Origin of the sequence: Myxococcus eversor (assembly GCF_010894455.1) — a bacterium.
In the GTDB taxonomy this organism is placed as follows: domain Bacteria; phylum Myxococcota; class Myxococcia; order Myxococcales; family Myxococcaceae; genus Myxococcus; species Myxococcus eversor.
This window is the reverse complement of the sequence record NZ_JAAIXY010000022.1, coordinates 98,006-123,495: the sequence shown is the minus strand read 5'-3', so window position 1 is coordinate 123,495 and position 25,490 is coordinate 98,006. Positions and strand designations below refer to the sequence as shown.

The 25,490-nt window shown below is 67.0% G+C and carries 20 protein-coding genes and 1 pseudogene; 12 read left to right on the top strand and 9 right to left on the bottom strand.

Annotated elements, in window-relative coordinates; all coding sequences use genetic code 11:
• Positions 1–24 precede the first annotated feature (24 nt).
• The gene (locus tag G4D83_RS35515) at positions 25–1,398 is read right to left on the bottom strand and encodes a DUF2314 domain-containing protein (RefSeq protein ID WP_163869329.1); all 1,374 of its coding nucleotides are present in this window, start codon (positions 1,396–1,398) and stop codon (positions 25–27) included.
• 955 nt (positions 1,399–2,353) lie between these two features.
• Between G4D83_RS35515 and G4D83_RS35510 the strand changes: the two genes are divergently transcribed.
• From G4D83_RS35510 to G4D83_RS35500, 3 genes are all read left to right on the top strand, one after another.
• Positions 2,354–4,468, top strand: coding sequence for a hypothetical protein (locus tag G4D83_RS35510; protein ID WP_163869328.1), 2,115 nt, complete (start codon positions 2,354–2,356; stop codon positions 4,466–4,468).
• Positions 4,462–4,866, top strand: coding sequence for a hypothetical protein (locus G4D83_RS35505; RefSeq protein ID WP_163869327.1), 405 nt, complete (start codon positions 4,462–4,464; stop codon positions 4,864–4,866). The genes G4D83_RS35510 and G4D83_RS35505 overlap by 7 nt, the downstream gene beginning before the upstream one ends.
• Before the next feature lie 106 nt (positions 4,867–4,972).
• Entirely contained in the window at positions 4,973–6,238 is a 1,266-nt protein-coding gene (locus tag G4D83_RS35500; RefSeq protein ID WP_163869326.1) for a cytochrome P450, read from the top strand.
• Between the two features lie 29 nt (positions 6,239–6,267).
• On the opposite strand, the gene G4D83_RS35495 is transcribed toward G4D83_RS35500, so the two are convergent.
• A complete protein-coding gene (locus G4D83_RS35495; protein WP_163869325.1) occupies positions 6,268–7,644 on the bottom strand; it encodes a DUF8189 domain-containing protein in 1,377 nt (458 codons plus the stop codon).
• 725 nt (positions 7,645–8,369) lie between these two features.
• A complete protein-coding gene (locus tag G4D83_RS47330; RefSeq protein ID WP_163869390.1) occupies positions 8,370–8,690 on the bottom strand; it encodes an undecaprenyl diphosphate synthase family protein in 321 nt (106 codons plus the stop codon).
• A gap of 317 nt (positions 8,691–9,007) precedes the next feature.
• On the opposite strand from G4D83_RS47330, the gene G4D83_RS35485 reads away from it, so the two are divergent.
• The gene (locus G4D83_RS35485; protein WP_163869324.1) at positions 9,008–9,490 is read left to right on the top strand and encodes a hypothetical protein; all 483 of its coding nucleotides are present in this window, start codon (positions 9,008–9,010) and stop codon (positions 9,488–9,490) included.
• 244 nt (positions 9,491–9,734) lie between these two features.
• Positions 9,735–10,442 carry a hypothetical protein gene (locus tag G4D83_RS35480; protein ID WP_163869323.1) on the top strand — a complete coding sequence of 236 codons (708 nt, stop codon included), beginning with the start codon at positions 9,735–9,737 and terminating at the stop codon, positions 10,440–10,442.
• A gap of 99 nt (positions 10,443–10,541) precedes the next feature.
• Here the strand turns inward: G4D83_RS35480 and G4D83_RS35475 are convergent, their stop codons facing one another.
• The 3 genes from G4D83_RS35475 to G4D83_RS35465 form a co-directional block, all read right to left on the bottom strand.
• A complete protein-coding gene (locus G4D83_RS35475; protein ID WP_163869322.1) occupies positions 10,542–10,844 on the bottom strand; it encodes a hypothetical protein in 303 nt (100 codons plus the stop codon).
• 208 nt (positions 10,845–11,052) lie between these two features.
• On the bottom strand, positions 11,053–11,865 hold the full coding sequence (locus tag G4D83_RS35470) for a protein kinase domain-containing protein (RefSeq protein ID WP_163869321.1): 813 nt from the start codon (positions 11,863–11,865) through the stop codon (positions 11,053–11,055).
• A 178-nt stretch (positions 11,866–12,043) separates the two neighbouring features.
• A complete protein-coding gene (locus G4D83_RS35465; RefSeq protein WP_163869320.1) occupies positions 12,044–12,724 on the bottom strand; it encodes a DNA-binding protein in 681 nt (226 codons plus the stop codon).
• A gap of 223 nt (positions 12,725–12,947) precedes the next feature.
• Between G4D83_RS35465 and G4D83_RS35460 the strand changes: the two genes are divergently transcribed.
• Complete coding sequence (locus G4D83_RS35460; protein WP_163869319.1) at positions 12,948–13,412, top strand: hypothetical protein; 465 nt, start codon at positions 12,948–12,950, stop codon at positions 13,410–13,412.
• A gap of 88 nt (positions 13,413–13,500) precedes the next feature.
• Here the strand turns inward: G4D83_RS35460 and G4D83_RS35455 are convergent, their stop codons facing one another.
• Positions 13,501–14,433, bottom strand: coding sequence for a type VI immunity family protein (locus G4D83_RS35455; RefSeq protein WP_163869318.1), 933 nt, complete (start codon positions 14,431–14,433; stop codon positions 13,501–13,503).
• A gap of 136 nt (positions 14,434–14,569) precedes the next feature.
• Between G4D83_RS35455 and G4D83_RS35450 the strand changes: the two genes are divergently transcribed.
• The 3 genes from G4D83_RS35450 (at position 14,570) to G4D83_RS47110 (ending at position 18,202) form a co-directional block, all read left to right on the top strand.
• The gene (locus tag G4D83_RS35450; RefSeq protein ID WP_240356996.1) at positions 14,570–15,865 is read left to right on the top strand and encodes an AHH domain-containing protein; all 1,296 of its coding nucleotides are present in this window, start codon (positions 14,570–14,572) and stop codon (positions 15,863–15,865) included.
• A 46-nt stretch (positions 15,866–15,911) separates the two neighbouring features.
• Complete coding sequence (locus tag G4D83_RS35445; RefSeq protein ID WP_163869316.1) at positions 15,912–16,637, top strand: hypothetical protein; 726 nt, start codon at positions 15,912–15,914, stop codon at positions 16,635–16,637.
• 251 nt (positions 16,638–16,888) lie between these two features.
• Complete coding sequence (locus G4D83_RS47110) at positions 16,889–18,202, top strand: M57 family metalloprotease (RefSeq protein WP_338041959.1); 1,314 nt, start codon at positions 16,889–16,891, stop codon at positions 18,200–18,202.
• Positions 18,203–18,476: 274 nt separating this feature from the next.
• On the opposite strand, the gene G4D83_RS47325 is transcribed toward G4D83_RS47110, so the two are convergent.
• The gene (locus G4D83_RS47325; protein ID WP_420826684.1) at positions 18,477–19,580 is read right to left on the bottom strand and encodes an FG-GAP repeat domain-containing protein; all 1,104 of its coding nucleotides are present in this window, start codon (positions 19,578–19,580) and stop codon (positions 18,477–18,479) included.
• 51 nt (positions 19,581–19,631) lie between these two features.
• Positions 19,632–20,612, bottom strand: a pseudogene (locus G4D83_RS47320) (trypsin-like serine peptidase); the annotation flags it as partial.
• A gap of 482 nt (positions 20,613–21,094) precedes the next feature.
• On the opposite strand from G4D83_RS47320, the gene G4D83_RS35430 reads away from it, so the two are divergent.
• The 3 genes from G4D83_RS35430 (at position 21,095) to G4D83_RS35420 (ending at position 25,219) form a co-directional block, all read left to right on the top strand.
• Positions 21,095–21,823, top strand: a complete 729-nt coding sequence (locus G4D83_RS35430) for a hypothetical protein (RefSeq protein ID WP_163869313.1) — start codon at positions 21,095–21,097, stop codon at positions 21,821–21,823.
• Between the two features lie 88 nt (positions 21,824–21,911).
• Complete coding sequence (locus G4D83_RS35425; RefSeq protein WP_240356994.1) at positions 21,912–23,192, top strand: alpha/beta fold hydrolase; 1,281 nt, start codon at positions 21,912–21,914, stop codon at positions 23,190–23,192.
• Positions 23,193–23,335: 143 nt separating this feature from the next.
• On the top strand, positions 23,336–25,219 hold the full coding sequence (locus tag G4D83_RS35420) for a hypothetical protein (protein WP_163869312.1): 1,884 nt from the start codon (positions 23,336–23,338) through the stop codon (positions 25,217–25,219).
• The last annotated feature ends 271 nt before the right edge of the window (positions 25,220–25,490 follow it).

Below are 25,490 nucleotides of genomic sequence, written 5' to 3'. Positions count from 1 at the left end.
CGGTGATGGATGTTTCCGCGTGGATCAGCGCGCCTTGCCCGCGCGCTCCAGGAGGAGGCGCTGTGTCTCGTTGCCCTCGGTGCCTCCTTCGCGCTCCAGGATGTAGTCGAAGAGCGAGTCCTCGCCCACCGTCACGGGCGAGCCCGCCTTCAGCTCCGGCACGGCCTCCGGCTCACTGTTCAACACGCCATGGAGCGCGCTGCCCTCCCACCGCGTGACGTGGACCCACATCCACTCGATGCCCCCGTCATGGGTGGTGAAGCGGGCCTTCACGAGCAGCTTCGACTCCAACTCCAGTCCCTCCTGGAAGCGCGGCTTGATGCGCGTGAGCAGGTCCTCCACGGCGCGACGGCTCGCGGCCAGCAGCTCCGGGTCCTCCTCGACATGGACAATCTCGGCTTGCGTGCCGAAGACCTCGGCGATGGCGGCATAGGGGCGCTCCGAGGGGTTGTCACCAGGCCGCGCCTTGAAGATGACCTCCAGCAGCGGGTTCTCACCTTCCACGTCGCTCGGGTCCACGGGGAGCAGGCCAATCAAGGTGCGCCGGGGCGCCTCGGGCGGCACCTGCTCCAGCAGGGCCTCGCGATAGGAGGCGAGCTTCAGCGCCTCCACGGAGATGGGGAAGACCCCATCCTTACGGATGGCGGTGCCTTCGAGCATGAGCTGGGCGACGAGGTTCAAGAACGTGCCCACGGTGTGCGCGAGCGGCGCTGGGACCTGCTGCACTCCCAGGTCCGGGAGACCGAAGGTGCCCAGGCCCACGGTCATGAGCCGGGCGGTGCCGTCCCATTCCGAGTAGACACGGGTGTTGAAGTGGCGTTGCGCTATCGGCTCGCCGCCGTTCCAGTCCGCGAGCCTGCGCTCGTGCCAGCCCTCCACGGAGAAGAACTCCCCGGCGTGCTCGTCCCACAGCAGCCCGCCGCTGGCGCGGGCCAGCTCCAGCGCCAGCGCGTGCGCCTGCCGCACCGCCTCGAACGCCGGGGGCTCGGTGGTGAACTCCAGGACGGTGACGCGCTCGGAGGCCGCGAGCCGCGCCTGTTCCTGGGGCGAGAGGCCGCGCGCGGCGATCTCCAGCATCCCCTGTTCGGGAAGCGGGTGGTCCTTCAGGGCCCGCTCCGAGGCGCGCACGGAGGGCAGGGGCGCGCCTTCCCCGGCGAGCCGCAGCGCGGTGAAGCGCTCGCGCACCAGCTCCTCCACCTTCGGGAGGACTGGGACGCTGGGCTTCGGCGTGTGGATGACGGCGAAGCGAAACGTGGCGCGCGGGGAGAAGAGCGGGCCTGGAGGCAGCGGCGGGGGAATCGGCCGAGGCGTCGCCGCCCGGGTTGCACAGCCCGAGAGTACGAGCGCACAGACCACCGCGCCCCAGAACCCCAACCGCCTGGCGGTCACACCGCGCATGCTCATCCTCACGCCCTGTTCGAAGAAGGTAGGTGACGGCAACCTACCACCCGGGGGCGACAGGCAGCGCCGTTCCAGTCCCCGCTTCGTCATGGCGGAGTCGGCACCGTGCGCGCCGACCGGGCGTCCAGGAATGGGGCAATCAGATGCCAGGGTTTTGCATGAAAGGGGTTGACCTGGATTAGGCTCCAGTCCCGCCATGGCCCTGCACTCATTGCGTCTCTGGACATGCGCACTGCTCGCGCTGTGCGCATGTGTCGCGGTTCGTCCTGCCCAACCCACCGTGGCCACTTCCACCTTGCGTGAGCAGTGCCGCACGAACCTGCAAGCCTGCCTGGACCTGGAGGAGCGTCCCTTGTCCGAGGAGGAGGCGGGATGCGAGCGTGGCGATGCCACTGGCTGCTTCCTGCTCGGGCTGAACCTTGTCTCCACGGGCGAGGCCCGGGGATACCCACTGCTCGGCAGGGCCTGCCAGGAGAAGCACTTCACGGCCTGTGAGCAGTTGTTCAGGGGACAACTCTCAGGGAAGGGAGGCCACCCGGAATTCGCGGCGGCGCGCCTCATGCTGGAGCAGTCCTGCGCGGATGACGAGCCGATGGGCTGCTTTCTGCTCGGTGAAATCCATTCGCACCTCGGTGCGGGAGAACTCGACGACGCGCGGGCACTTACTTTCTACGAGAAAGCGTGTGAGCGCGGAGTGGTGCGGGGCTGCACGAGCCTGGGAAGCGCACTGATTGTCGACATGAAATTCTCGGGGGAGGTCTCACAGGCGGACCGTGCGAGGGCGGAGGCGCTGTTCAGTCGCGCGTGCGACGGAGGTGACGGGGAAGGTTGCTTTGGCCTGGGGCGGCTGGCCCTGGGGCCGCGGGGGAGGGGTCCGGTGCCGGCCGCATGCGAAGCCTTCAAGAAGGGGGGTGAGGCGGATAGCGAAATTGCCTGCGATGGCCATGGATCCGTGTGCGACTTCGACTTCAGTCGTGACCACACCTTCCTGCGTGATTCGGAGCAGGGCTGTAAGGAGGGAAGCAGCGAGGACTGCGAGGAGGCGGGCCTGGCCCATGAGGAGGGGACGGGCACGAGAAAGTCACTCCGTCGCGGGGCGAAGCACTACGCGCGCGGCTGCGAGCTCGGCTCTTTCCTGTCGTGCGAGCGGCTCGCGAGCCTCGAAGGCAGTGGCTTCGACGGTGCGTCCCCCCAGCCGGAGAAGGCGCGTCAGCGCCTGCTCGGGGCTTGCGAGCGCAAGCTGCCGCGCGCGTGCGTTTCCGTGGGAGGGGCCCTGCGCGAGGGGCGGCCCTGGCTCCCCAAGGACCTGAAGGCCTCCTCCGGTTACTATGCGCGCGCCTGCGAGGAGGGGGACGTGGAGGGGTGTGAGGCCCTCGCCCTGGCCTACCGGGAGGGGCGCGGCGTGGACCAGAGCCACGAGCGGGCCTTCGAGCACTTCCTCGTGGCGTGCGGACCGGGCCGCGTGGAGTCTTGTGTCAACGCGGGCGCTAGCGCGGAGGCCTTGAAGAGACGCGAGGATGCCGTGCGAGCCTACCAACGGGGCTGCTTCTGGGGCACGGCGGCTGGGTGCCAGGCCCTGACCCGACTGGGTGAGGCCACCACGCTCGTCGAGCGCTCGCAGCGGGTGGAGTTGCTCGGGGCTCGCGACCCAAGGGAGAAGAGGCCCGACCTGCTCCTCCTTCCGGACTCCCCGCTGCTGCTGGCCTCCGGCCGGGGGGGGCGACTTCAACTCATCGATACCGCACGGGGCGAGGCCGTGGGGGCGCCGGTGGACCTCTCCAGCGAGGAGGTTCGATGGAAGTCCCCATTCGGGCAGGAGAGTCTTGTCCGCAAGCCCGACAGCCTCACGCTGAGCTGGGATGCTCGCGCGCGGGAGCCCTTCGGCTTCTTCGAGGACTCCCCGCGAGGGATGCGGCTCTGGCGGCCGGGCCGCGCGCATCCGCTCTCTCCAAATCCAGAGGAGAAGGCCCAGCAGTGCCTGCCGCTTGCGTACCATCCCTCCGGGCACAGAGTGCTCATGAAGCTCGCCTCCATGGGCGACTGCGGCAAAGGCTCGTCCGAAGTGCAGCAGTTCGACGTGGAGACAGGCCAGCCCGTGGGCCAGCGCGTGCAGCTTGGGGGCTCAGTGGAGTTGCTCGCGTCTTCGGCCGACGGCTCCCGGTATGCCGCGGCGCTCGAGGGCGGAGCGGTGCGGCTCATCGACGCGGTGACGGGTGAGGTCACCGAGCTCCCCGGTGGGCACGCGAAGCACGTCGACTCGCTCTCCTTCCATCCCACGAGGTCGCTGGTGGCCGCGGCGTCTCGTGAAGAGGGCATCGTGCGACTGTGGGACCTCTCCGGAAGCACGTCGGAGCCGGTGACGATTCGCGAGCGCGCGACGCAGGTTCGCTTCAGTCCGGATGGGACGCTGCTGGCCGCGGCGGAGGGTGACAGGGAGCTCCTGCTGGTCGATGCGCGCACGGGCCAGCGGGCTTCGCCCCCCATTCCGCTCTCCAGCGGCGTGTCCCACCCGCTCATCGTGTTCAGCCCGGACGGCAGGCGCCTCGCGGTGGCGGACTCGGGGGAGGGTGTGCTCCTGTTGACGCTCCGGGGGGCCGCTCCGAGCGGGAGCGTCGCGTCCGTGCCGCCATGGTTCACGCGGATCCGCCGGCTCGAGCCGCATGCGATTCCGAAGCCGCCACCCATCCTGATGGGAGGCCGGATCGAAGGGTCGGTGAAGTTCGAGGGCAAGCCCATCCCCGGCGCGGTGGTGGTGTTGACGCCCGGTTGGGAGTGGGGCGATGCCCAGGCGCTGGGCACGAGGCGCTACCCGGTGAGGCCGGATGGAACCTTCGTGCTGACGAACGTGCCGCGCATCGAGTGGCGTCTCTCGGTCGAGGCGCCGGGGATGATGGAGTGGTCACGGACCATCAGAGGGCGCGGGCAGGCGCGGCACACGGGCATCGACGCCCAACTCGGGCGCTCGGCCACGTTGCGAGGCCGGGTGCTCTCACCCGCGCGGCGGCCCGTGGCTGGCGTGAAGGTGGCCTGGCGGGTGAAGGGGTTGGGCGAGGTCTCCTCGTGGTGACGGACGCGCGCGGGCGGTTCGTGCTCGATCATCTGCGGCCTGGCTCCTACTTCCTGAAGATGAGTGTCTCCAATGGAGACCTCCTCAGCCAGCAGGTGACGCTCGACAAGCCAGCGCCTCGAGACGTGGAGCTGGTCCTCCGCCAGCGCAGCGACCCCGCGGTGCTTCGGCTCCGTGTCCTCACGGCGAGTGGCAAGCCCGTCGCCGGCGCGGAGCTCCTCTTGGCACGCGGCGTGAGCGGCGTCACGGACGCGCAGGGCCGCTGGCACACCGACGAGGTGTCTGCCGCCGAACCCGTTGCCCACTGGAAGGGACGCATGTACAGGCCCACCCCAGAGTCGGTGTCGATTCCCTATGCGGAAGAGGTGGTCATCACCATCCCGGACGCGGAGTTCTGAGCGACGGATGGCAAGCCGCTCCACCTCGCGTTGATGCCCAGCCACCAGCACGAGTCCACGAAGGCCTGGGTGCCTGTCGCGGCCATCTCAACGAGGGTCAGCACGCATGTTCAAGGACAGCGCCGCTTCAGGACTCGGGTCCGAGTACCACCCGCTCGACTCTCCCCAGCTCGAGAATCCCCACCCGTTCCTCGCGCGTGCGCGTCGGGAGGAGCCGGTGTTCTTCAGTCCGGCGCTGGGGGCGTGGGTGGTGACGCGCCATGCGGACATCAGCGCGGTGGTCGCCGATACCGCGCGCTTCTCGTCCGCCGAGTCAATCACGGTCGGTGCCGCGACGACGCCTCCGGAGGTGGTCGCCGCGCTGATGGACGGCTATCCGCTGGTCCCCAGCCTCGTCGACAATGACCCGCCAGCGCATTCGCGCTTCCGGAGCCTCGTCAGCAAGGCCTTCACCGGGCGGCGCCTCACGGAGAAGGAGCCCTTCATCCGCGCCCTCGTGGACGAGCTCATCGACTCCTTCCGGAACGAGGGGAAGGCGGACCTGTTCCTCCGGTTCGCCCACCCGCTGTCGGCCAGCATCATCGCGGAGATTCTCGGCATCCCTCGCTCGGACATCCACAGGTTCCGGCGCTGGTCCGACGAGCTGTCCACGGTCCTCGCGGCGCATGGCCCGCTTGAGCACCAGGTCGCATGCGCGCGAGGCGTGGTCGACTTCCAGCGCTACCTCGCCGCGGCGCTCGAGGAACGCAAGACTTCTCCCCGGGAAGATCTCCTGAGCGACATCGTCACCGGCTCTCAGGGGATGACGCCGCCCCTGAGCATGGCGGAGCTCGTGAGCATGCTGATGCAGGTGCACTTCGCGGGGCACGAGACGACCGCGGGCCTCATCGTGGGCGCGGTGGAGCTGCTGCTCGAGCATCCGGAAGCGCTGCGGGCCCTTCGGGACGACCCGGGCCTCATCGCGGGCGCCGTCGAAGAGGCGGTGCGGATGACCTCCCCCGTGCATGCCATGTTCCGGACCGCGCTGGAGGCGGTGGAGCTTGGGGGTGTTTCCATTCCCAAGGGAGCCCACATCCGGATTGTCTACGCGTCGGCCAACCGCGACGAGGCCCGGTTCCACGAGCCTGAGCGCTTCGACATCCGGCGGGCTGACGTCAAGAAGCACCTCGCCTTCGGGCAGGGCATCCATTTCTGCATTGGCGCGCCGCTCGCGCGGCTGGAGGCACGTCTGGCGCTGGAGGCCCTGCTCCGGAGTCTCCCGGGGCTCCGGCTCGTGCCAGGGCAGACGCCTGGCTTCTTGAGGAGCGTCACCGTCAGGAGGCACGAGAGCCTCCAGGTCGCGTGGGATGCCCACGCGACCCAGGCTCGCTGACGACGGGCCTTCGGCGTCAACTCAACCGTCTACCACCCGTTCCGATAGACGGATTGTCGCACCGCTCCATCAGGGGCGGTGTAGAAGACATCGAGATGTCCAGATGCCTTGCTCACGGCGCCTGGCGCGAAGGACAGCTCACCGCCGAGCCACGTCCAACCGCTCCAACTCGCGCCATTCCAGCTGTTGATCCACAGGCTGTTGTCCGCGCTTCGGGCGAACACATCCAGCAGGTTGGCCCCTCGGGAAGCCACTGCGGGGGACGAAACGAAGTTGCCGCCCAGGGATGACCAACCCGTCCATGTGGTTCCATTCCAGGACTTCCGGATGATGGAGTTGTCTGTCCCCCGGGCGAACACGTCGATTCGGTTGGCGCCCCAACTCACCGCCGCTGGTTCCGACGCCAGGGTACCGTCGAGCGAGCCCCACGGGCTCCAAATGGATCCATTCCAGTAGGACTGCCACAGCTTGTTGTCGGGCCCCCTGACGAACAGGTCCATCCGGTTCGAGCCCCACGCGGCCACGGTGGGTCCCGAGGTGAAGTTACCACCCAGCGTAGACCAGTTCGTCCACGTGGTCCCTGTCCAGGACTTCTGCTGGATGGTGTTGTCGTTTGCCAGGGCGAACACGTCGATGGTGACTGAGTCCTTGCTCACCGCCACGGGGGCTGACGACAGGGAGATGCCGCCGAGCGAGCCCCACGTGCTCCACGCTCCATCCCAGTACCGCTGCCACAATTGGTTGTCGGCCCCTCGGGCGAATACGTCCAACCGGTTCGTGCCGCGAGCGGCCACCGTGGGCCCGGAGGTGAGATTGCCTCCCAGAGAGCCCCAGGGAACGCCATACGTCTGCTGCACTCCTCGTTGGTCCGTGACGCTGAGGTTGCCATCCCCATTCCACTGCGGATTGCAGTAGTTCATCACCGAGCTCAGGTCCCACGCGCCGATGGTCAGGTCACCATTGGAGCCTTGCGGGGGCTCGGTACAAGAGCCTGGAGTGTCCGCGCGGTTCTGCTCGTGGGCGTAGCCCAGGGCGTGGCCGAACTCATGCACGGCAATCGTTTCGATGCAGTATTGGAGTGTGTTCTGGCAGCTTGGGCCCCAGTTGATGAACGTGAAGTTCAGCACCACACCCGCGGAGACGCCGTTGAGAGTGTTTCCCAGACCCTTCGCATGCGGGCCGACGTCGCTGATGTTGAGGCGGATGCCCAGGGTCCCTGCCGCGCAAGTGCCCCAGCCGGTGAATCGAATCCCGGAGCGGGCTTCCCACGTACGTGTTACCGCGTCGCGCACCCACTGCCGCTGCGTGGCGCTTCCCGCTCCTGGGTTCTCCCAGCATACGGACACGCTCATCGGCCGCCACAACCGCGCGGAGGCCACATAGAGGTCCGCCTCGCTATTGCGCATGTCCCCTGCGGGCGCAGTGCCGGGCTCCGCTGCCTCAGGTGCTTCCGTGGCGCTGCCACAGCCGAGCAAGGTTCCCAACCCCAATGCAGCGAGCAACACCGCCCCCCGGCGGGATGCGATTCCAATCAGCATGGCGTCCGTCTCCACTCTTCTTTACCAGACGGGCCAGGAATGGTCCTTTCGTCTTGGCAAGGAAGTGGGACGACTCTTTGACAGGTCTGTCTGACATGCTGTTAGTGAATAGTGCGTGCCGGCGCCGATCTGGTTGCGGCGGATGTTTCCTGTCTTGTTGTTGCGCACAGGCGCGCTGGGGAGACGAGAGAGAATGCGGAAAGGCAAGCTGGGTGAGCGGGCTTGCCCGCACGAGCCACTTCCATGGCCCGCACGCATTTGACAGCAGCAACCCCACGCCCTGCTGTGACTTCCGAGGACCGAGGCACCTTGAACGGACGCGGATGCATTCCTGGCAGGGCTCTTGTCCTGAAATCGCTGGGTGATGTTGGACCATTCTTGGTTTCCGGTCTTCTTGATGTCAGGGTGTTCCGCGACGCACAGGGGCAATTCCATGTCACCGCCTGATTCGCCGACATCGAAATACATCTACATGCCAAGCGATCTGCGCCGCAGTGGGAAGAAAGTTGTACTCCATGAGGCGCTGAAGGCTCATCTCGTCACGGACCAGGCCCATTTGTCGGAGCCATGCGACATGTTCGGCGCGAATCAGGTCAAGCTGGGAGTATGTCTCCGATGGAAAGTGGTGTGCCTGCCGCGGCGTGTTCTGCCAGCAGTGCACGCATGGCGCAGGCAATCTCATCTCGTCCACTAGAGGCGACCGCGATATTCACATTCATGCGGATGGCCTGTTCCGTGCGTTGTGTCGCCGATGTCAGTGAGTCCGCGACAGTGGCGGGCCGCATCGAGATGTCGCCAAGAAGCCGTATGCGCCAGCGCCCATCGGCTGCCAGCTCATCAATCAGGTTCGTGATCGAGACGAGCAGCCCGCTGAGTTCGGTGGGATCTCGACGCAGGTTCTCTAGCGATAGAATCGGCTGGACCCAGTGGGTCTGCCCCTATGAAGGTCGCACGAACCTGCGGAACGGCCCGGAAGAGGACGGGACGGCAGGGGACGCGGAGGGATGCCGCAGTGGAGTCGTTCCGGGCGGGTGCGAGGTAAGGGCGCGAATCTACTGGGCTTCTGCACCGTCCATACGAGGGCTCGGTTCCTTCTGCCCCCCATCCAGCGATCAGCGTCGCGAGGAGCGCTCGGCCGCGAGGAGGTCGAGCGCGCGGTCGACTTCCGCGGGGCAGAGGAAAGCGCATTCTCTGCTCCGGCAAACGGCCGTCGAAGGGTATGAGGAACACCATGAGCGCCGAGAGCACACCTACCGAGCCCGAAGTGATGGAGCCTACGTTCTGGCGGAAGAATGGCTGGTCGGCCCGGGTCATCAAGTACGAGGATGATGACGGCTGGGCCGTGGAGATCCGCAAGCAGGGGATCGCCGAGCCCGTCCTCATCAGTCCGTGGGTGATGGGCCGCGACAAGAAGAACCCCAAGCCCTTCGATGCGCCAGCGTTCGCGACCTTCGTGAAGACGGCCTCGGAGGTCCTCGACCGGTCCGCGCGACAGCGCGACCAGGCCATGACGCGGAAGCTCTCCATCGCCTGGGAGGGCCGCTGGTACGAGGTCCGGCTCGAGCTCGTGGCCGATGAGTATGATCCCCACGCGCTGCTCCTGGCCATCGACAACGCGGGCGCGACCGTCGCGAAGCATCGCGTGCCCACGAACTTCAAGTTCAGCAGAGACGTCGCCAACGAGTGGGTGCGCGAAGGCTTCCCCGAGCCCTGAGCTGGCTGTCCTCGACGCCCGGAGTGGTCCCCGGCCACTTCAGGGCTCCGGCGGGTAGAGACTCGCGCGTGGAGGAAATGGCAGTGCGATTTCCGCAAAACATGCGGAATCCGCATCCACGCACTTCCCCGCAGCACGGTCTGTCATGAGGACACGCGGCGCGGACGCGAGGTTCCGGGGGCCCCTCCGCTCGAAAGCCTGACGTGCGACGAGCCTGGAATGACAAATGCTAGGGAAACCTCCCATGAAAATCCAAGCATGGGCCCTGGCGGGCATGGTGATTCTGGGCAGCGGCTGCATCTCCAGCATTCGGACCAGCAGCCACTCATTCCTGGATGCGAAGGAGTCCGAGGCGCTCCTCCAAGGAGGCACGGATGACGCCGCGCGGCGCATCACGGAGTTGATGAGCAAGCGCGGCTTCCCGGTGACGGAGAAGCAAGTCCGCAAGGACAGGAGCGTCGTCTATGTCTTCAAGGGACAGCGCACGGCGTTGACCACGGTGTCGGGGACCAAAATCGTCAGCGGCTCCACGAACACGGTGGGGTCCGTGTTCTTCGTGCTGCTGACGCCCCGCGAGGACGGCGTCACCCGGATGGACTTGATTGGCAAACCCACCATGGACGGCCGCGCGGTGTGCAGTGACGCCCCGCCCGCCTGGGTGCCGAGCTGCGACAAGAATGTCATTACCGGCTCGCTCTGGCACGGCCGGGACCAGATGACCGGGAAGGAGGAGGCGGAGGCCATCCGCGGCATGCTGCTGGAGCTGGGGTTGGGACAGACCAGCGGCCCTGGTGCGTTGATCGCCAGGCCGGAGGCTCCGCCCGAGGCCCCCACCCAGCCGACCTGCGTCGCCTCGGAACATCCGGATTGGGCGAGCGCCTCGGCCGTCGAGAAGAAGAAGCTCCTGGAGATGTGCCGCGCGCCGGCCGCCCAGTCCGCCGACGCGACCTGACACCCGGTCAGTTGAGCGCCGACAGCTCCGCGGTGCTTCACCTCGCCCTCGAACTCCGGGCGCCACGCGCACCTTGCGCGCGTGGCCCCGGGGACCTCCCTACCGCGCGGAGTCGTCCTGCTCGGAGCACGCCGAGGACGCGTCGACGTCCTCGGAGGACATCAGCTCCTCCTCGATGTCCTCGGCCGTCAGCGTGGGCACGCACGTCGTACCCGAATGATAGAGGTCCGCCCACATTCCGCAGGTGATGACTCGCGAGGTCCAGGGCACTGCACACTTGAGGCTGCACGACTCGAACTCTTCACAGGCGATGTCACAGTCCAGCGGCAGCGCCGACGCGGACAATGGAGCCAGCACCAGCGCCAGGACACCCGCGAACGACGACTTCGAGATGAGTTTCATGTGGTCTCCGCGACAGGACTTCGGGTTGAGCAAGCCGTGCCACGTCACACGGCGGCGCAATTATCCAGCTTAAGCCGGAAAACATCAAAGTCAGTCATGCCGGGTCGGGCGCCACTCCCCATGAATGGACGGAACACCGGGCGACGCGCACGCGAGCGCCATCGGCGGTGAGTCGCTCGGGATGTGGCCCGCCGGGCGCGGCGGTGGCTCACGGCGCTTCCAGCACCGTCTCCTGGTTCGGGAGGCCCGCGCGGGGTTCTCCCATCGCGGTGCGCACCCACCGCGCCAGCTCCAGCGGGCCTGCGTCCGGGCGTGCGCGTCGCGGTGGGGTGAGCATCCGGTGCAGGGCCTCGGCGGAGGCCACGCGGTCCTCCGGTCGCCTCGAGAGGCAGGTGTGGCGCACGGGCCTCAGGTCCTCGTCCACGTCGGCCAGGGCGCCGAGCTTCGCCTCGCGGATGTTCTCCAGGGTCTCGAAGGGCGTCTCCCCGTCGAAGGGCCTGCGCCCGGTGAGCAACTCGTGCAGGAGGATTCCGAGCGAGAACAAGTCACTGGTGGCGCCCAGCACTCCGCCGCGGGCCTGCTCCGGGGACATGTAGCCGTAGGTTCCCTTGCGCACGCCGGAGCGCGTCTGGTCCTTCGGCAGGGTGGCCTTGGCGATTCCGAAGTCACCCAGGTCGTGCACGCCCACGAGGTTGCGGTGGCTGAGCCTGGCGCCCAGCCTGCGATGTGCCCCACGGCCGCGCCTCGGGGACTCAGGGCGAGCGCCACCAGGGTGGAGCTCATTCCACGCAGGGCCCCCACGCCGCGCGCGCACGGTGCGCGGGGCAAGTCGTGCGCAGCCGAGCAGCAGGTTCTCCTCGGAGCTGAGCTTCGGGAGCGGCCGGTGGGGCCATGTGGTCTCCGAGTCGCGGGCCACCCCGTCCGCGACGACGAACAACCCCAGGTCTCCCCGGCTCACCCAGGCATCCTCGTTGTGCGCACGGCGCCCCACGTGCGTCCATCCCGCGCTGTCGATTCGCATGGCCTGCTCCTCCAGTGCCCCGCTGCATGGGCAAGAAGGAGTCCGCCGCCAGGGCCCCGAAACGACGTGGGCGCCTGGGGTGTGCGGTCCCCAGGACGCCCGTTCGGCGCTCCCTTCACTGGGGAGCCTGGACCCCAGGGGGGGCGCCGGAAAAGGCAGACGCCGTTGATCGTCGGAATCAGGGCGCGACGGTCAGGTCCCCGGGAGACCGGGGCGCCACCTCGTAGGTGGTCTCGTACTGGGCGGCCAGTCCCACCACGGTGAGGGTGTCTCCCAGCTTCAGCGCCTGCAGCCCGCTCGCGTCGAAGCCGGCCGAGACGTGGACGAACACCTGCACCTCACCCGAGCCGTCATTCACGTAGAGCTTGTAGCCGTAGGGCGAATCGTCCTGGAACGTCTGCGTCACGTCGCCCGTCACCTTGATGATCTGACCCTCGACGGACTCGTTGACGGCGCCGGTGGTCACCGTCTTGGCGGAGACAGTCTGCGAGCCGCTCAGCAGCTCCACGTCCTCGGGATTGGCCTTCAGGATGCGCAGCTTGTTCTGCTCGTCGAGCGTCCCGGTGACGCGGACGCGGGAGCCCAGATTGAACGACTGCTTCTGCTCCATCTTGACGTAGACGCCGCTCGTGGCGTCCTGCAACGCGAAGCCCTCGTCGCCCAGGGCCGAGGCGAACGCTCCGGGCTGGACGCTGACGTAGCCCTCGATGGTGGCCTGCGTCCCTGTCGCCTGCGCGCGCGCCTCGGCGATGGGAGTCGAAGTCGACTCGTCCGAGTCGTCACAGGCGGCAATGAAGACGCACAGCGCGGTGAACAACGCACGGGAGAATCGCGGAAAGCTGCTTTCGAATGGGGTCATGCCGCCCCTTAACGCGGAGCGGCTCTCGTGAGCAAATCAACAATCAAAAGGATTCCGCGCGGCTTTGGCGGGCTCGGTGGGGACAGCCCGGGCGGATGCGTGAACAGAACGCATGTGAAGCACCTTACAGTCGGCGCCAGCATGGCATGGAGCCCTCCCAATGTCGGGATGTTTGGACTGAACTTCCCGACGTTGCCATTCACTCGTCTGGGAGGACGACGCCATGAAGAACTCCATGACCCTGGATGCGGGGCTCGAAGCGATGGGCGAGGCCACCGCGGCTCGGCTGAAGCTGACGCCCGAGCAGCGGGTGCTGCTCGCGAATCATGTCGACGCCGAGGGAGATGAGGCAAAGGCCTCCATGGTGCTCGGCGAGGCCGTCGACATGCCCTTCAGCATGCCCATCGTGGGAGGGATGGGCTCGCTCACGACCGAGAGGCAGATCACCGCCTGGGTCAGCCTCTCGGGCTATTTCCAGGTCGCCGCGCCGCCGGAGGGGACGTGGAGCATCCGGGTGACCGACATGGCCCGGAGCGGTCGACTCGTCCTGGCCGCCCAGGGAATCCCGTGCGGCCAGCAGGTCCCTTTCTCATACAGGACGGGAATCACGTGCCAGCTGAGGTTCTCCGTCCAGTGGAGCCAGGCGGACGACACCACGCTCCAGGGGCAGGTCCACACCCGCTACTGAGCCACCTTCAACGGGCGGCTCGCCGGAGCGCGGTCTCGAAATGGGCGGTCACGCAGCCGGAGCTGCTCGCTCGGGCTGCCGCGTCTCATCATCCGCCCAGCCTTCGATACCATGCGTCGGTCCGGGCAATGGCATCCTTCCCGATTCTCAACGCCATTGACTGCTCCGCCGCGATTTCAATCCAGGGTGCCAACAGCCGATGGACCTCCCGGTAGAGAGGGAGCGTGTCCCCTTGGCCGACATCTCCGAACAGGGGCCTTGGCCCCGCCTGGATGAGGGTGCCATGGCGACACTCAATCAGCTCGATGTCGCTCGGAAGCAGGCGCCGTAGGACCATGGCGCCGCCGAGCTGCTTCAATCTCTCGGAGTCGATCATCGTCAGCCAATTCACTCCGGGGATGCCATCACCGCCGGCCGCCTTGGCGTCGAAAGGGATGCGGACGATGTTGATCCCTGGATGACGCATCGACATGTCCCACGCATGTGTTTCGCTCGCCTGCTTGTCGTAGCGCGAGCACTCGAAGGTGAAGCCCGCGAGTCCACTGCGGAAGGGAAACACATCAGCCAGTTGCCGCACGAACGCGAGCATCTCGCCCGGCGTTTCCTGGGCGGCTCCCGCTGGGAGCGCCAGTGACAAGATGTTGGCCTGGTTGCTCGCGTCCACGTTCCAGATTTCATACTTGGCGACAGGCGCCTCCTCGGGGCCCTGGCTGGCCTTGAGTTCCAGCGCGAGGTAGTTCTTGCGAGGCGTCGTCGGCGCAAGCCACGCGCCGAGCAGGCCGAGCACCCGCTTCGTGACGGGCTTGTGGGCCTTCATGGTTTCGGTGGCGTGAAACGTCAGCCTCTCGGGCGGACACCGGGCCAGGAACAAGTCCCAGGTGGACAGCAACCCGGCGGCCTCGTCATAGAACGAGCGATGGGTGTACAGGTTGATGCCGAAGACCAGTGAGGTCAGCCTGATGTCGCCCTGAATGAGTTCGAGGCCCTCGGGCATGAGGGTGGGGGGACGTTCGGTGACCATGGAGTTCCGGGAGGCTGGTGCTGGGGTGGCGTGACGCGGGAGCATAGCCCCTGTCTACCTCCCGGGAGGTAGAGCCAATCCACACCGACTCCTGAGATGAATGGCGTGTCGAAGGCCTTCATCTCCAGGAGTTGGCGTGAACGTTCCATGGGTTGCCGTGCTGCTGATGCTGCCGGCCGGATGTGCGACAGCGCGTGAGGTGCGGCTCGACGTCGGGCGGGGCGAGCCCATCGTCTACACTCCTGTCGAGTCCGACCCCATCGAACTGGATGCGGACGCCTTTGGAAGCGCGCTCACCCGCCTCGCGCTCGAGCTGCAATGGGAGTCAGCGCACCAGGAAGCGGGGCCTGGCCGTGCGGCGGGTCCCTCCGCGGCCTCATCCCATGAGCGCACCTGTCAGCGGCAAGGCTCTCCGACGAGGTGTCTCGGGCTGCTGGCGAGAGGATTCGCGGTGGGCCCCCGGGAGCGACACATGCTGGCCCTCGCGTTCTCCCTCGACCCGGTCTGGAATGAAGTCGAGGATGCTCTCGGCGAGGCGGTGAACCCCCTCGTGTGGCGAGCCATGGTGGCCAGCCTGGTGGAGGCGGTCCTCTCCAGGCCCGAGGAGCGTGAAGCCATCGCGACCGTGGCGACCCTCATCGCGTATCTGGGCACGGGGCCGGTGTGGACGCTCCAGCGGGGCTTCCAGCGCCTCCAGGAGGAATCCCGGGACGCGCGGAGCCTCGAGGAGCTCGAGGGCGCGGGGCACCGCTTCGGGCGCATCCTCGGCGACAGCGGCACGCGGGTCCTGGTGCTCGTCGCGCTGTCGATGCTGGGCGGCGAGAGCGGCATGGCGACCGAGGTGCACGCGCTGCCACGCTTCGCACGGGCGGCCGCGCGAGCCCAGATGGAAGGCGGCTTCCTGCTCCCAGCGGCCTTGCTGGGCGAGGTTCAGTCGCTCTCACTTTCCTCGGCGGGGGAGCTGAACGTGAGGCTTGTGCCCACGGCCGTCGCCGCCGTGGCCCTGGGCTCGGGTATCGGCGTGGAGGCCTGGCCCGCCGCGAGTGTCGTGCAGGGGGACCCGGAGGGTGTCGTCCATCACATCTGCGCGGACGTACACGACGTCGCGGAGATGGCGGGCGACGCATGGGCGCCGGAGTTCGAGGAGCTCTTCGCGAAGGCGGAGATGAAGCTCAGCGCCCCCGAGAATCAGGTCCGCATCCGAGGGCACCGGGGGCCGCACTCCCGCGAGTACCACAACGAAATCTTCAGGCGCGTGGCCCTGGCGACAGGGGGCTGCCGCAACCCCACCCAGTGCCGGCTCGCGCTGACGGACGAGCTGGCGAAGATTGCCCGGGACCTCGTGCATGAGAAGTCCGTCCTGCGGAAGCTCGTGACGAACAAGAGCGTCTCGTCGAGCGTTCAAACCGAGCTGTTGGACGCCATGCGATAACGCGCATACTGCTCTCGTCAGCCGCACATCGGCGAGAGGTGGTTCCGTGAAACATGCGTGCTGGGCCCTCGGCGCCATGCTGGTGATGACCGCTTGCGCGGCGCCCTCGACGCTGAGCCCCATGGCCATCCGGCTGGCGCCCGGGAGCGCGCGGCACGTCACGACGCGCGGCGGGCTGCGCACCGGGCCCCGGTTGACCGTGCCTCTCCAGGAGCCCGAGTCCTTCGAGGGCAACGACAAGCCCTTCTCGTCGCCCCAATGGGCCGTGGCCTACGACTTCGACGTCATGGTGCCCGTGGACGGGCCCACCACCCAACTCCACCTGGGCTTCCAGGGCGAGCTGGGCTGCGGCGCGGACACGGACATCAGCTGTCCCGTGCCCGTGCCTGGCTACGGCCTGTCCATGGGCCTGTCACACCACCTGCGCTGGGGCCGCTGGAGTCTCGCCCCCGCGTTCATTCTCCGCGGTGCCACGGACTTCGGTCTCGGCAGCGAGGGTGGGCCCGGCAGCATGTTGGGCGTGGAGGGGTCCCTCTCCCTGGGCGTGGACCTGGGCGGCGCGACCGTGGGCGTGGTGCCCTTCTTCGGCGTGCACCGACTCATCGTGTCCGAGCGGACCGTCAGCGCCACCTACACGGGTCTTGCCCTGGCGGGACATTTCGCGATGGAGGATGGCTCCTTCCTCGAACTCACCGCGGGGGCTGGCCACGTCAAGGTTCGCGGAGTGGAAGGCTGGTGGGCGCCCATTTTCGGCCTGCGCGGGGGCCCGTGAGCAGAAATTTTTGACAGTGCATGATGTCTTGAATCCCGAGATTCGAGACGGATTGCTCATCCAGAGTTGTCGCTGAGGGTTTGGGGTGGGGGCGCGCTATGAGACATGGCGCGCGGCCACGGTGGGAAGCCCACGCCGGGCGGCGCGTTCCCTCGTAGTCAGATAGACGAGCATTCATGTTCAAGCAGGCAGCAGTCCTCGCGGTGACCGGTGTCGCATGGCTGGTTGGTTGCGGCGGTATGGACCCGCGGATGGAGAACGAGGAGATCATCTCCAACCTCATCGAGGCCGGCTATCCGGCCAGGGACATCCGGGTCATCGACGAGGCTGTTTTCGTGGGCGGAGACACGCGTGTGACGCTCCAGGCCTCCCGAGAGATGCTTCAGGCCCCCCCGGGGAGCGCCGAGCAATACAGCTCGACCAACGTCGTCGGTCCCGGAGTGACGAAGATCTGCATCAACCCCACGGCCGGATACAACAGCTACTCCAATTTGAGCCAGGGGCTCGACCTGGCCATCGCCAACTACAACGAACTCGGTCTGCGATTCACGTTCGTGCGCGGTTCGACGATCGGCTGCTCCGCGACCATCGTCGCGGCGATCTCCATCAAGGAGAACAACTGGGCGGACTTCCCTGCGTTCGGCCTGCCCGGCGGGTCCATCAACATGCTCCCCGCGCTGGACACCTACAACCTCGACATCAACGAGCACATCATCACGCACGAACTCGGCCATACCCTCGGCCTGCGCCACACGGACTACTACAACACCAGCATCAGTTGCCTTCGCCCATACCCCGACCCCGAGTCAGATCCGGAGAATGTGGGCGCCATCCACATTCCGGGGACGCCGACCACCGCCGTCTACGACGGGTCCGTCATGAACGCCTGTTCCAACCTCGGCAGTACCGGCGAGTTCACCAGCACCGACGCCACCGCGCTGAGAGCCCTCTACGGCCCGAGCGAGGTCCCGAACTGCTTGAACGTCGACCTCACGGTCTTCCGAGGGCAGACGGGGGCCCAGGGTCGCTGCACCTGCTCCTCGGGGGGCTCAGGGCCTGTCTGGGGAACGAATCTCTACACCGATGATTCGAATATCTGCACCGCCGCGGTGCACGCGGGTGTCATCTCCACCAGCGGTGGGACGGTGGTCGTCGAAATCCAGCCGGGCCAGAGCACCTACGTGGGGACCACCCGCAACGGCGTCACCACGAACTCCTACGGCGCCTGGGCGGGGAGCTTCCGCCTCATCGGTGCTCAGACGCCTCAGCCGCCGCCGATCTGCTCCAGCTTCAACTTCATGTCCTATCGTGGGCAGAACGGGACGCAATTCCGGTGCAACTGCCCGACGGCGAGCCTCGGAGCCTCGATCTGGGGGACGGACCTCTACACCGATGACTCGGATGTCTGCACGGCGTCCGTGCACGCGGGCGTGATTGCCTCCACTGGTGGACAGGTGACCGTCACCATCCAGCCGGGGCAGGGCGGCTATGCGGGCGCCACCCGCAACGGTGTCACCTCGTACGCCTACGGTTACTGGCCGGGGAGCATCTCCCTCAGCCCGTAATCGCCCCGTCGGCGATGGGCGGCCCGGAAAGCAGTGCTCCGGGCCGCCGCGTTCAATTCGTCCCATTCAATGACAGACTCTGGAAGACCCACGAGGGTTTTCGCCCACCCGGGCCACTTCGAGCCGTGTTGTCCTGCCTGATGGAGCAGGAGCGCCCGCAGACGCCCGCGACCTTCGCGGCTCCGCGCTCCTATTGGAGGCGACAGGACCCGGCTCCTCAAACGGGGCGAGGCCCCTTGAGGGCTCCCGCACCGAAAGCCCCTCTAACCAGCTGTCACCTCGAGAGCCACGCGTCGAAGTAGCCGTTGGCCGAGAGGAAGTCGGTACGGCCATCGCCGTTGAAGTCTCCCACCACCACGCCGTTGCGCGCCTGGCTCAAGCAACTGGAGGCGGAACTGCACCAGCTGGGTGGATGGGCTTGGAAGACAGACGGGAACGAGCCATCCGCGTCGGCCATCCACGTGTCGAAGTAGCTGTTGGCCGAGAGGAAGTCGGTACGGCCATCGCCATTGAAGTCTCCCACCACCACGCCATTCCGTGCCTGGCTCAAGCAACTGGCCGCGGACCCGCACCAGTTGGGTGGTGGCACACCGTAGACGTAGCGGCTATCTCCACCAGGGTTGGCCAGGAAGATGTCGAAGTGCTGATTGGCCGAGAGGAAGTCGGTACGACCATCACCGTTGAAGTCCCCGCTCACCACGCCATTCTGCGCCGAGTTCAAGCAGCCGGACGCGGAACTGCACCAGACCGGGGGTGGCACACCGTAGACATAGCGACTATCTCCACCAGGGTTGGCCAGAAAGGTGTCGAAGTGCTGATTGGCCGAGAGGAAGTCGGTACGCGCATCGCCGTCGAAGTCCCCCACCACCACGCGGTTCAGTGACTGACTCAAGCAACTGGCCGCGGACCCGCACCAGACCGGGGGTGGCACACCGTAGACATAGCCGATAGTTCCATCAGGATTGGCCAGGAAGGTGTCGAAGTACTGATTGGCCGAGAGGAAGTCGGTACGGCCATCGCCGTTGAAATCCCCCACCACCACCCCGTTCTGCGCCTGGCTCACGCAACTGGCCGCGGAACTGCACCAAGGCGGTGGTGGCACACTGTAGGCATGACGGACAGTTCCATCCGGATTGGCCAGCCAGATGTCGAAGTTGCCGTTGGCCGAGAGGAAGTCGGTACGGCCATCGCCGTTGAAATCCCCCACCACCACCCCGTTCTGCGCCTGGCTCACGCAACTGGCTGCGGAACTGCACCAAGGCGGTGGTGGCACACTGTAGACATGACGGACAGTTCCATCCGGATTGGCCAGCCAGATGTCGAAGTTGCCGTTGGCCGAGAGGAAGTCGGTACGGCCATCGCCGTTGAAGTCTCCCACCACCACGCCATTCCGCGCCTGGCTCAAGCAATTGGCCGCGCTGCACCACGAGGGGGGCGGAGATGAAATGGTCGTGAACTTCAGGCAGAGCCGCTGGCTGTCCGCGACGTCGCAGTACGCGTCGATGGCCGGGCGCACGTAGGTGATGTCCTCGCCACGGCAGCCCGTCTCCGTGCAGGTGTTGACGATGTTGCAGCTCCCGTTGGTGACGTAGTCGGTCTCGCCACGAACCAGGATTCCGGCCACCGTGTAGCCCGACGTTTCGTACACGCCCGAGCCGGAGTTGCCACCAAAGGTGTCGGTGTTGGCCACGAAAAAATCCCGCACACCCGCGCGTGCATCGCGGACCGAACCGCCTGAATCAATCTTGAACGGGATGCCACTCCCAGACCCGATGACGGCCAGGCCTGCGCCCACGGCAAGCGCGCCATGGCCCGCGCGAATCGGCGCAGGCGTGAAGCGCGGAGTCGCCGGCCGGTCCAGTCGGATGACAGCGTAGTCCAGATTCTGCCCGCTCACGGTTCCCTGCTGGCGCACGACGATGGATTGACAGGAGAAGACATCCGCCGTGGTGATGGTCTGAATCGAGGTGGCACCTGTCCGGTAGAAGTTGAAGACGAAGCGGGTGTTCGCACAGGCAGAAGAACTGGTGATGCAGTGCCCAGCCGTGAGCACCAGGTCGTCATCGATCAGCGTGCCAGAGCAGAAGGCTGGCGTCGGGTCATTCCGGAATCGCTCTGTCGCGCAGAGGTTCGCGGCCTGGCCCAGCGACGGCGCGTTGAAGGTGACGTTGTTTGGATTGGAAGTGTTGATTCTGGCTGGGCTCATCAGCGCGACGGTGGACTGTTGTGCCCGGGCGCGCAGGACAGTGTCCGCATGTGCGAATACGTCCGTACGGTTGTCGGAGCCATATACCACCGGAGCCTTCTGGGAATTCATCGTGGCGCCAGCGTCCTCATCACCAGGCGCACAACCCCAGGACGTTATCAGCGAGAATGCAAGCAATGCCGCATATGTGCGTCTATTGTTCATGTTCAGCCCCAATGCCAAGTTTATTGGCGGCACATAGACTGGCCCACCTCGCTGTGAGTGGCAAATCTGTTCGCAAGCGTGTCTAGGAAAGGCAAGGACTCGGCACCCAGGACATCCACCCCGGGCCAAGAGCCCGTGCGCATGTGATCCAATGCGGTCATAAATAATCAATAGTAGCTGAATTGCATGTGCGCGAGACAGGCGCACTCGTAGCCTGGCAGGGTGGTCACCATCCGTCTGACTGCCCATGCAGACTTCAGGTACTTCCGCGTCGACCACGTGGGGAGTGCCGGGTCTTGGGTGGTGAGCACCATACCCGTCGCTCCTCATCACCTGGACGAACGGCGATTGACGCGCCCGCAGGACGAGGATGCGGGCGCCGTACGTCACACCCACGCCGAGAAGCGGCCGCCCGTGTCCGCGCCGCGAGACCGGAGGCGCTTGCTCGCGTAGATTGGCGTCCCTTCCGCTGGAGCCGCCACATGCGCAATCTGGATTTCAGTTCCTGGCAGGCGCTCCTGTCGACGCTGCTCGGCCTCGCCATCTTCACGCTGCTCGGCGTCGGCATCCGCCTGCTCGCGATGCAGACGATTCAGCAGCGCCGCGAGCGTGAGAACCGGCAGATCAACGAACGCCTGCGCACGTTGATCGCCGCCTACAAGACGCTCGGCGGCTCGTTCACCGGAGACCTCGCCGTCGACCCGACGCACTTGCGCGAGCTGCGCCAGCGCGCCGCGCTCGCTGGCGCTCCCGCCGCGGCCGTCGCCGAGTCCGTACCGGCGGTCGAGAGTCTTCGTCCAGGCGATGACCGCTCGCGCCGCGTGCGGGACGCAGTCGAGGCGGCCCTGTCGGACATCATCCTGCTCGGGACCGAGGACCAGGTGCGGCTCGCGGCCAAGGCCGCCACCGAGCTCGCCGAAGGTCGCCCGATTCACACGCACGACCTCGTCGTGTCACTGCGCGACTTCATCCGCACGGTGCTCGATCTCGAGCCAGTGCCAGCTTCGCTGGTGATTCCGAAACAAGGCCCAACCCGTCCCTCCGCGGGCGGCGCACGTGGCAAGGGCGAAGGCGCGGGGAAGGACGACGCGCGACAAGGCGGAGGCAAGGGCACGGTTGGAGGGGGTGGTGGCGGCATGGGGTTGGGCATCGGCGCCGGCGCGGGTCTCGGGCTTGGCGGCCACCTGTCTGATGACGACGAACATCGCTAGGGACGCACTGCCCATCCGGGCATCGCTTCGATGAAGGCCTGCATTGGCGCGTCGCCCTCGACCTGTGGTTCGAGACCGTCCCAGCCTGATGTCGTGGCTGCCGGAAATCACCCCTTTGGGGCAGCTCCTCGGCGGCACCCCGTGCAATAGGTGGAGGCGAGCGACGTTGAACCGTCGTGGTTCGGATTTCGGGCTCAGGGGTCCTCACAGGCAACCCGAGCGGAATCGAGGGGATATCGTGAGCAAGGCATCGTGGCTGCCACTGGCGGCGCTGTTTCTGGGGAGCACTCCGGCACAGGCACAGGAGGCGCCGGGTCCGAACAACCGGGCCGAGGCCATCAAGATCATCGCGGGGCTTCGCAGGATCGTGGCGCCGGAGGGGCTGGAGCGCACCGAGAAGCTCCGCATCGGAGGCATCGACCAATGGGTCTCGGTCCGCAGCCGCGACCCGCGCAATCCCGTGCTGCTCGTGCTCCATGGCGGCCCCGGCTGGGTGGCGATGCCGACGAGCTGGTATGTCGCGCACGGCTGGGACGAATTCTTCACCGTCATCCAGTGGGACCAGCGCGGCGCGGGCAAGACGTACGTCGCGAATGACCCGACCACGGTCGCCCCGACGCTCACCGTCGAGCAGATGCACGCCGACGCCGAGGAGGTCGTCACATGGGCGCGAAAGACGTTCCGGAAGGAGAAGCTGTTCGTCCTCGGCCATAGCTGGGGGAGCATCCTCGGACTCACCCTCGCGGAGAGGCACCCCGAATGGCTCCACGCCTATATCGGCGTCGCCCAGGGCATCGACGCACGCGAGAGCGAGCGGCGCGGCTGGGCCTGGACGTTGAAGCAGGCGCGCGCGACGAAGAATGAAGAGGCGATCCGCGACCTCGAATCGATCGCGCCCTATGCCATCGGCAAGACGCCGGTGCCACTGAAGGACATCCAGCTCCAGCGGCGCTGGCTCAACTTCTTCGGAGGGGCTGCCTATCGGCGTCCCGATGCGAGCTTCGAAGGCGCGGCGGTGAATCTGTCGCCCGAATACACCGACGAGGAGGTGCGCCAGGTCTGGAAGGCGGGAGACCTCTCGGCCGAGAGCCTCCTGTCTCCGATCCTGACGACGGACCTGACGCAGGTGAAGCGGCTGAAGACGCCGCTGCTCCTGTTCCTCGGACGCCACGACTACAACGTCTCGGCGACGGTTGCCGCCGAATGGTTCGCGAGCGTCAAGGCGCCATCGAAGCAGCTCGTCTGGTTCGAGCAGTCGGCCCACGAGCTGATGGCCGAGGAGCCGGGAAAGATGCTGCTCTCACTCGTCCGCCATGCCCGTCCGCTCGCCGAGCGCGCCGGCGATGTCGCGTCCGCCAGCCCCCCTTAGCGCGGGACTGTGTCTCCGTCGCGCCGGGTCCGCGCGGAACTTCTCTTGCACGAGTGGTTTTCGTCCTCGGCCGCCGACCTTTATCTCCTCCCTCCGTGCAACCGAGTGGCACCATCCACTCCGCGTCCCGGGGGAGCCCACCGTTGAGAACCTTGCCCTTGCTTTTCGTCGCCACGCTCGCGGTCTCCACGGTGGCCCACGCTGGAGATCCTCGGGGCATGCTCTCGATGTGCCGCGACGACGCGCGCACCGCGCTGCGTCGCATCCGGGAGCGAGGCCGCGCCGAGGGGGCATCCCTGCTCCGCACCGTCGATGAGGTGTGCATCCGGGGGAAGATGGCCCCGGAGATGCGAGGGCTGCCCGGCTACGAGGAGGTCGTCCGCGACTACGAGGAGGCCAGGCGCCTGTCGCAGGCCGCGGTCGACTCGGTGGCGGCGACGAGCCCGGGTGGAGACGCGCAGTCGGTCCGCGCTCGCTGGGAGGCGCGGCCCAAGCGCTGTCAGAACACGCTCGACTGGGACGCGGCGCTGGGAATCAAGCGCGAGGCGTCCTGGAGCAATCCCAGTCGCATCGGGGGGAATCAGCCCATCGCGCCCGGCAGCCTCGCGTTTGGAATGTTCTCCCAGAACAGCGCGCCGAGAGAATCATCCCCCTACATCGGCCCGGACGACCACCTCGTGAGGCTGGCCTGCGGTTACGACGTCGGGGGCGTGGACCCCTCTGCCGCCAGGCGGCCCCGACCTTGGGACGGGGCGCTCCCCGATGGGGACCCTCGCTGGCTGTTCACCCGGGCACTCCAGAAGGGCATGGCTGACCCGGCCCGAGCCACGCTCTACCGCTTGTCCTTGGGCTTCCACTGCTACGACGCCACCGCATGGAAGGTGCCGGCCTTCTACCGTGCGTACCTCCACTGTGACGAAGCCAATGACAAGACAGTCCCCACGCCGGAGGAGGTCGGAGCCGCCGCCGAGGCGGTCTTCCCGGGGCGCTCCTGGGAGAAGGCCAACCTCGTGTTCGCCGCGCAGCGCGCGCTCGAGGCCCGGAAGCGGGTGGACGCCGCCTTCCTGGAGGCCGAGGCCCGGTCGCCTCGGATGAAGGCCCTGTTTCGCGACTCGGCCGACGCCGCGCGGCGCGAGCACGCCGAGTTCCTCGTGCGCTACGAAGCGGAGCTGCGGACGCTTGCGCCCATGACCGCCGAGGCGCTGCGGCCCGGGGCCCACGAGCAGATGCCCGCCGACTGCGCGGAGACCCTGCTCACCCTGCGCTCCAGGCTCGAGGCCGAACTCCAGCCCAAGGACGCCGAGGGTGTGCGGTTCCTGCGCGGCGGCCATTCCCTCGGATTCCAGCTCACCGAGGCGCTCGCCGCCTGCTACCTGGTGCGGGGAGACGTCGCGCGGGCGGAGCTGGAGTCAATGAGCCTGCTGAAGAGCTCGCGCCGGGTGACCGAGGAGGAGAAGGTCTTCTACGCGCGCCTGGATGCGCAGATGCAAGCCCGGCGAGACCTCCCGACGCAGGAGCAGCGCCAGCAGGCCATTCCCAACTGGGAGTCACTCGAGGAGCTGCCCCAGGTCCCCCTGACGCAGAGCGCGTCGTCCGCGCTGATCACCCAAGTGCGCGGCATGGAGGCCTCCACGCTCCTCATCGGCAGCGTCGAGAGCATGCCCGCCGTGGTGGTGTCGAAGCGTGAGTCTCCGGAGGGCGTGTGGATCACCGTCAAGAAGTTCACGAACTCCTATCGTGAGCTCGAATGCCAGGACACCCGCGAGCTGCTGCACTTCAGCGTCGTGGGGCGCACCCTCAAGCCTGTCTTTCGTCAGGAGTGCAGGAACGTAGGTCCGGTGAAGAAGCAGACCCTCCAGGCGCAGCCCGTGCTCCTCTCCAAGGAGGAGGCCAGCCTCGTGAAGCAGGGCATGCAGCTCGAGGTGCTGGTCACCTCGAACGAGCCGGCGGACTCGGTGCTCGTGAACCTCTGGAAGAAGCAGGGGAAGAAAGAGGCGCTGGTCGTCGACGGCATCCGGCTGCGGTGAGCCGCGGCGACCCGGAATGTGGCGAGGGCTCCGTCATCGTCGTCGAGGGCGGCTCCGACCGCATGCTGCTGCACCAGGCAGGACTCCTCGAGCGTCTGTCTCATCTCCACCGTCCTGAGCACGACCCGCCTCGCCCTACTGGTCGCGGCGGGGCACGGGAGCGGGTGCTCATGCTGTCCCCGGACCTCAGGGGCTGCCGCGGCATCCCACTTCGGGTACGTTGGGCCACTGCATTCCGCTTTGCCTCCCAACAGCGCGAGGCGCGCTAGAG

What these genes read in the sequence shown, in the direction of transcription:
- G4D83_RS35515 (WP_163869329.1), bottom strand. Translation starts at nt 1,398, where the DNA reads ATGCGCGGTGTGACCGCCAGGCGGTTGGGGTTCTGGGGCGCGGTGGTC.
- G4D83_RS35500 (WP_163869326.1), top strand. Translation starts at nt 4,973, where the DNA reads ATGTTCAAGGACAGCGCCGCTTCAGGACTCGGGTCCGAGTACCACCCG.
- G4D83_RS35495 (WP_163869325.1), bottom strand. Translation starts at nt 7,644, where the DNA reads ATGCGCAATAGCGAGGCGGACCTCTATGTGGCCTCCGCGCGGTTGTGG.
- G4D83_RS35485 (WP_163869324.1), top strand. Translation starts at nt 9,008, where the DNA reads ATGAGCGCCGAGAGCACACCTACCGAGCCCGAAGTGATGGAGCCTACG.
- G4D83_RS35480 (WP_163869323.1), top strand. Translation starts at nt 9,735, where the DNA reads ATGAAAATCCAAGCATGGGCCCTGGCGGGCATGGTGATTCTGGGCAGC.
- G4D83_RS35475 (WP_163869322.1), bottom strand. Translation starts at nt 10,844, where the DNA reads ATGAAACTCATCTCGAAGTCGTCGTTCGCGGGTGTCCTGGCGCTGGTG.
- G4D83_RS35470 (WP_163869321.1), bottom strand. Translation starts at nt 11,865, where the DNA reads ATGCGAATCGACAGCGCGGGATGGACGCACGTGGGGCGCCGTGCGCAC.
- G4D83_RS35465 (WP_163869320.1), bottom strand. Translation starts at nt 12,724, where the DNA reads ATGACCCCATTCGAAAGCAGCTTTCCGCGATTCTCCCGTGCGTTGTTC.
- G4D83_RS35460 (WP_163869319.1), top strand. Translation starts at nt 12,948, where the DNA reads ATGAAGAACTCCATGACCCTGGATGCGGGGCTCGAAGCGATGGGCGAG.
- G4D83_RS35455 (WP_163869318.1), bottom strand. Translation starts at nt 14,433, where the DNA reads ATGGTCACCGAACGTCCCCCCACCCTCATGCCCGAGGGCCTCGAACTC.
- G4D83_RS47110 (WP_338041959.1), top strand. Translation starts at nt 16,889, where the DNA reads ATGGAGAACGAGGAGATCATCTCCAACCTCATCGAGGCCGGCTATCCG.
- G4D83_RS35430 (WP_163869313.1), top strand. Translation starts at nt 21,095, where the DNA reads ATGCGCAATCTGGATTTCAGTTCCTGGCAGGCGCTCCTGTCGACGCTG.
- G4D83_RS35425 (WP_240356994.1), top strand. Translation starts at nt 21,912, where the DNA reads ATGTCGTGGCTGCCGGAAATCACCCCTTTGGGGCAGCTCCTCGGCGGC.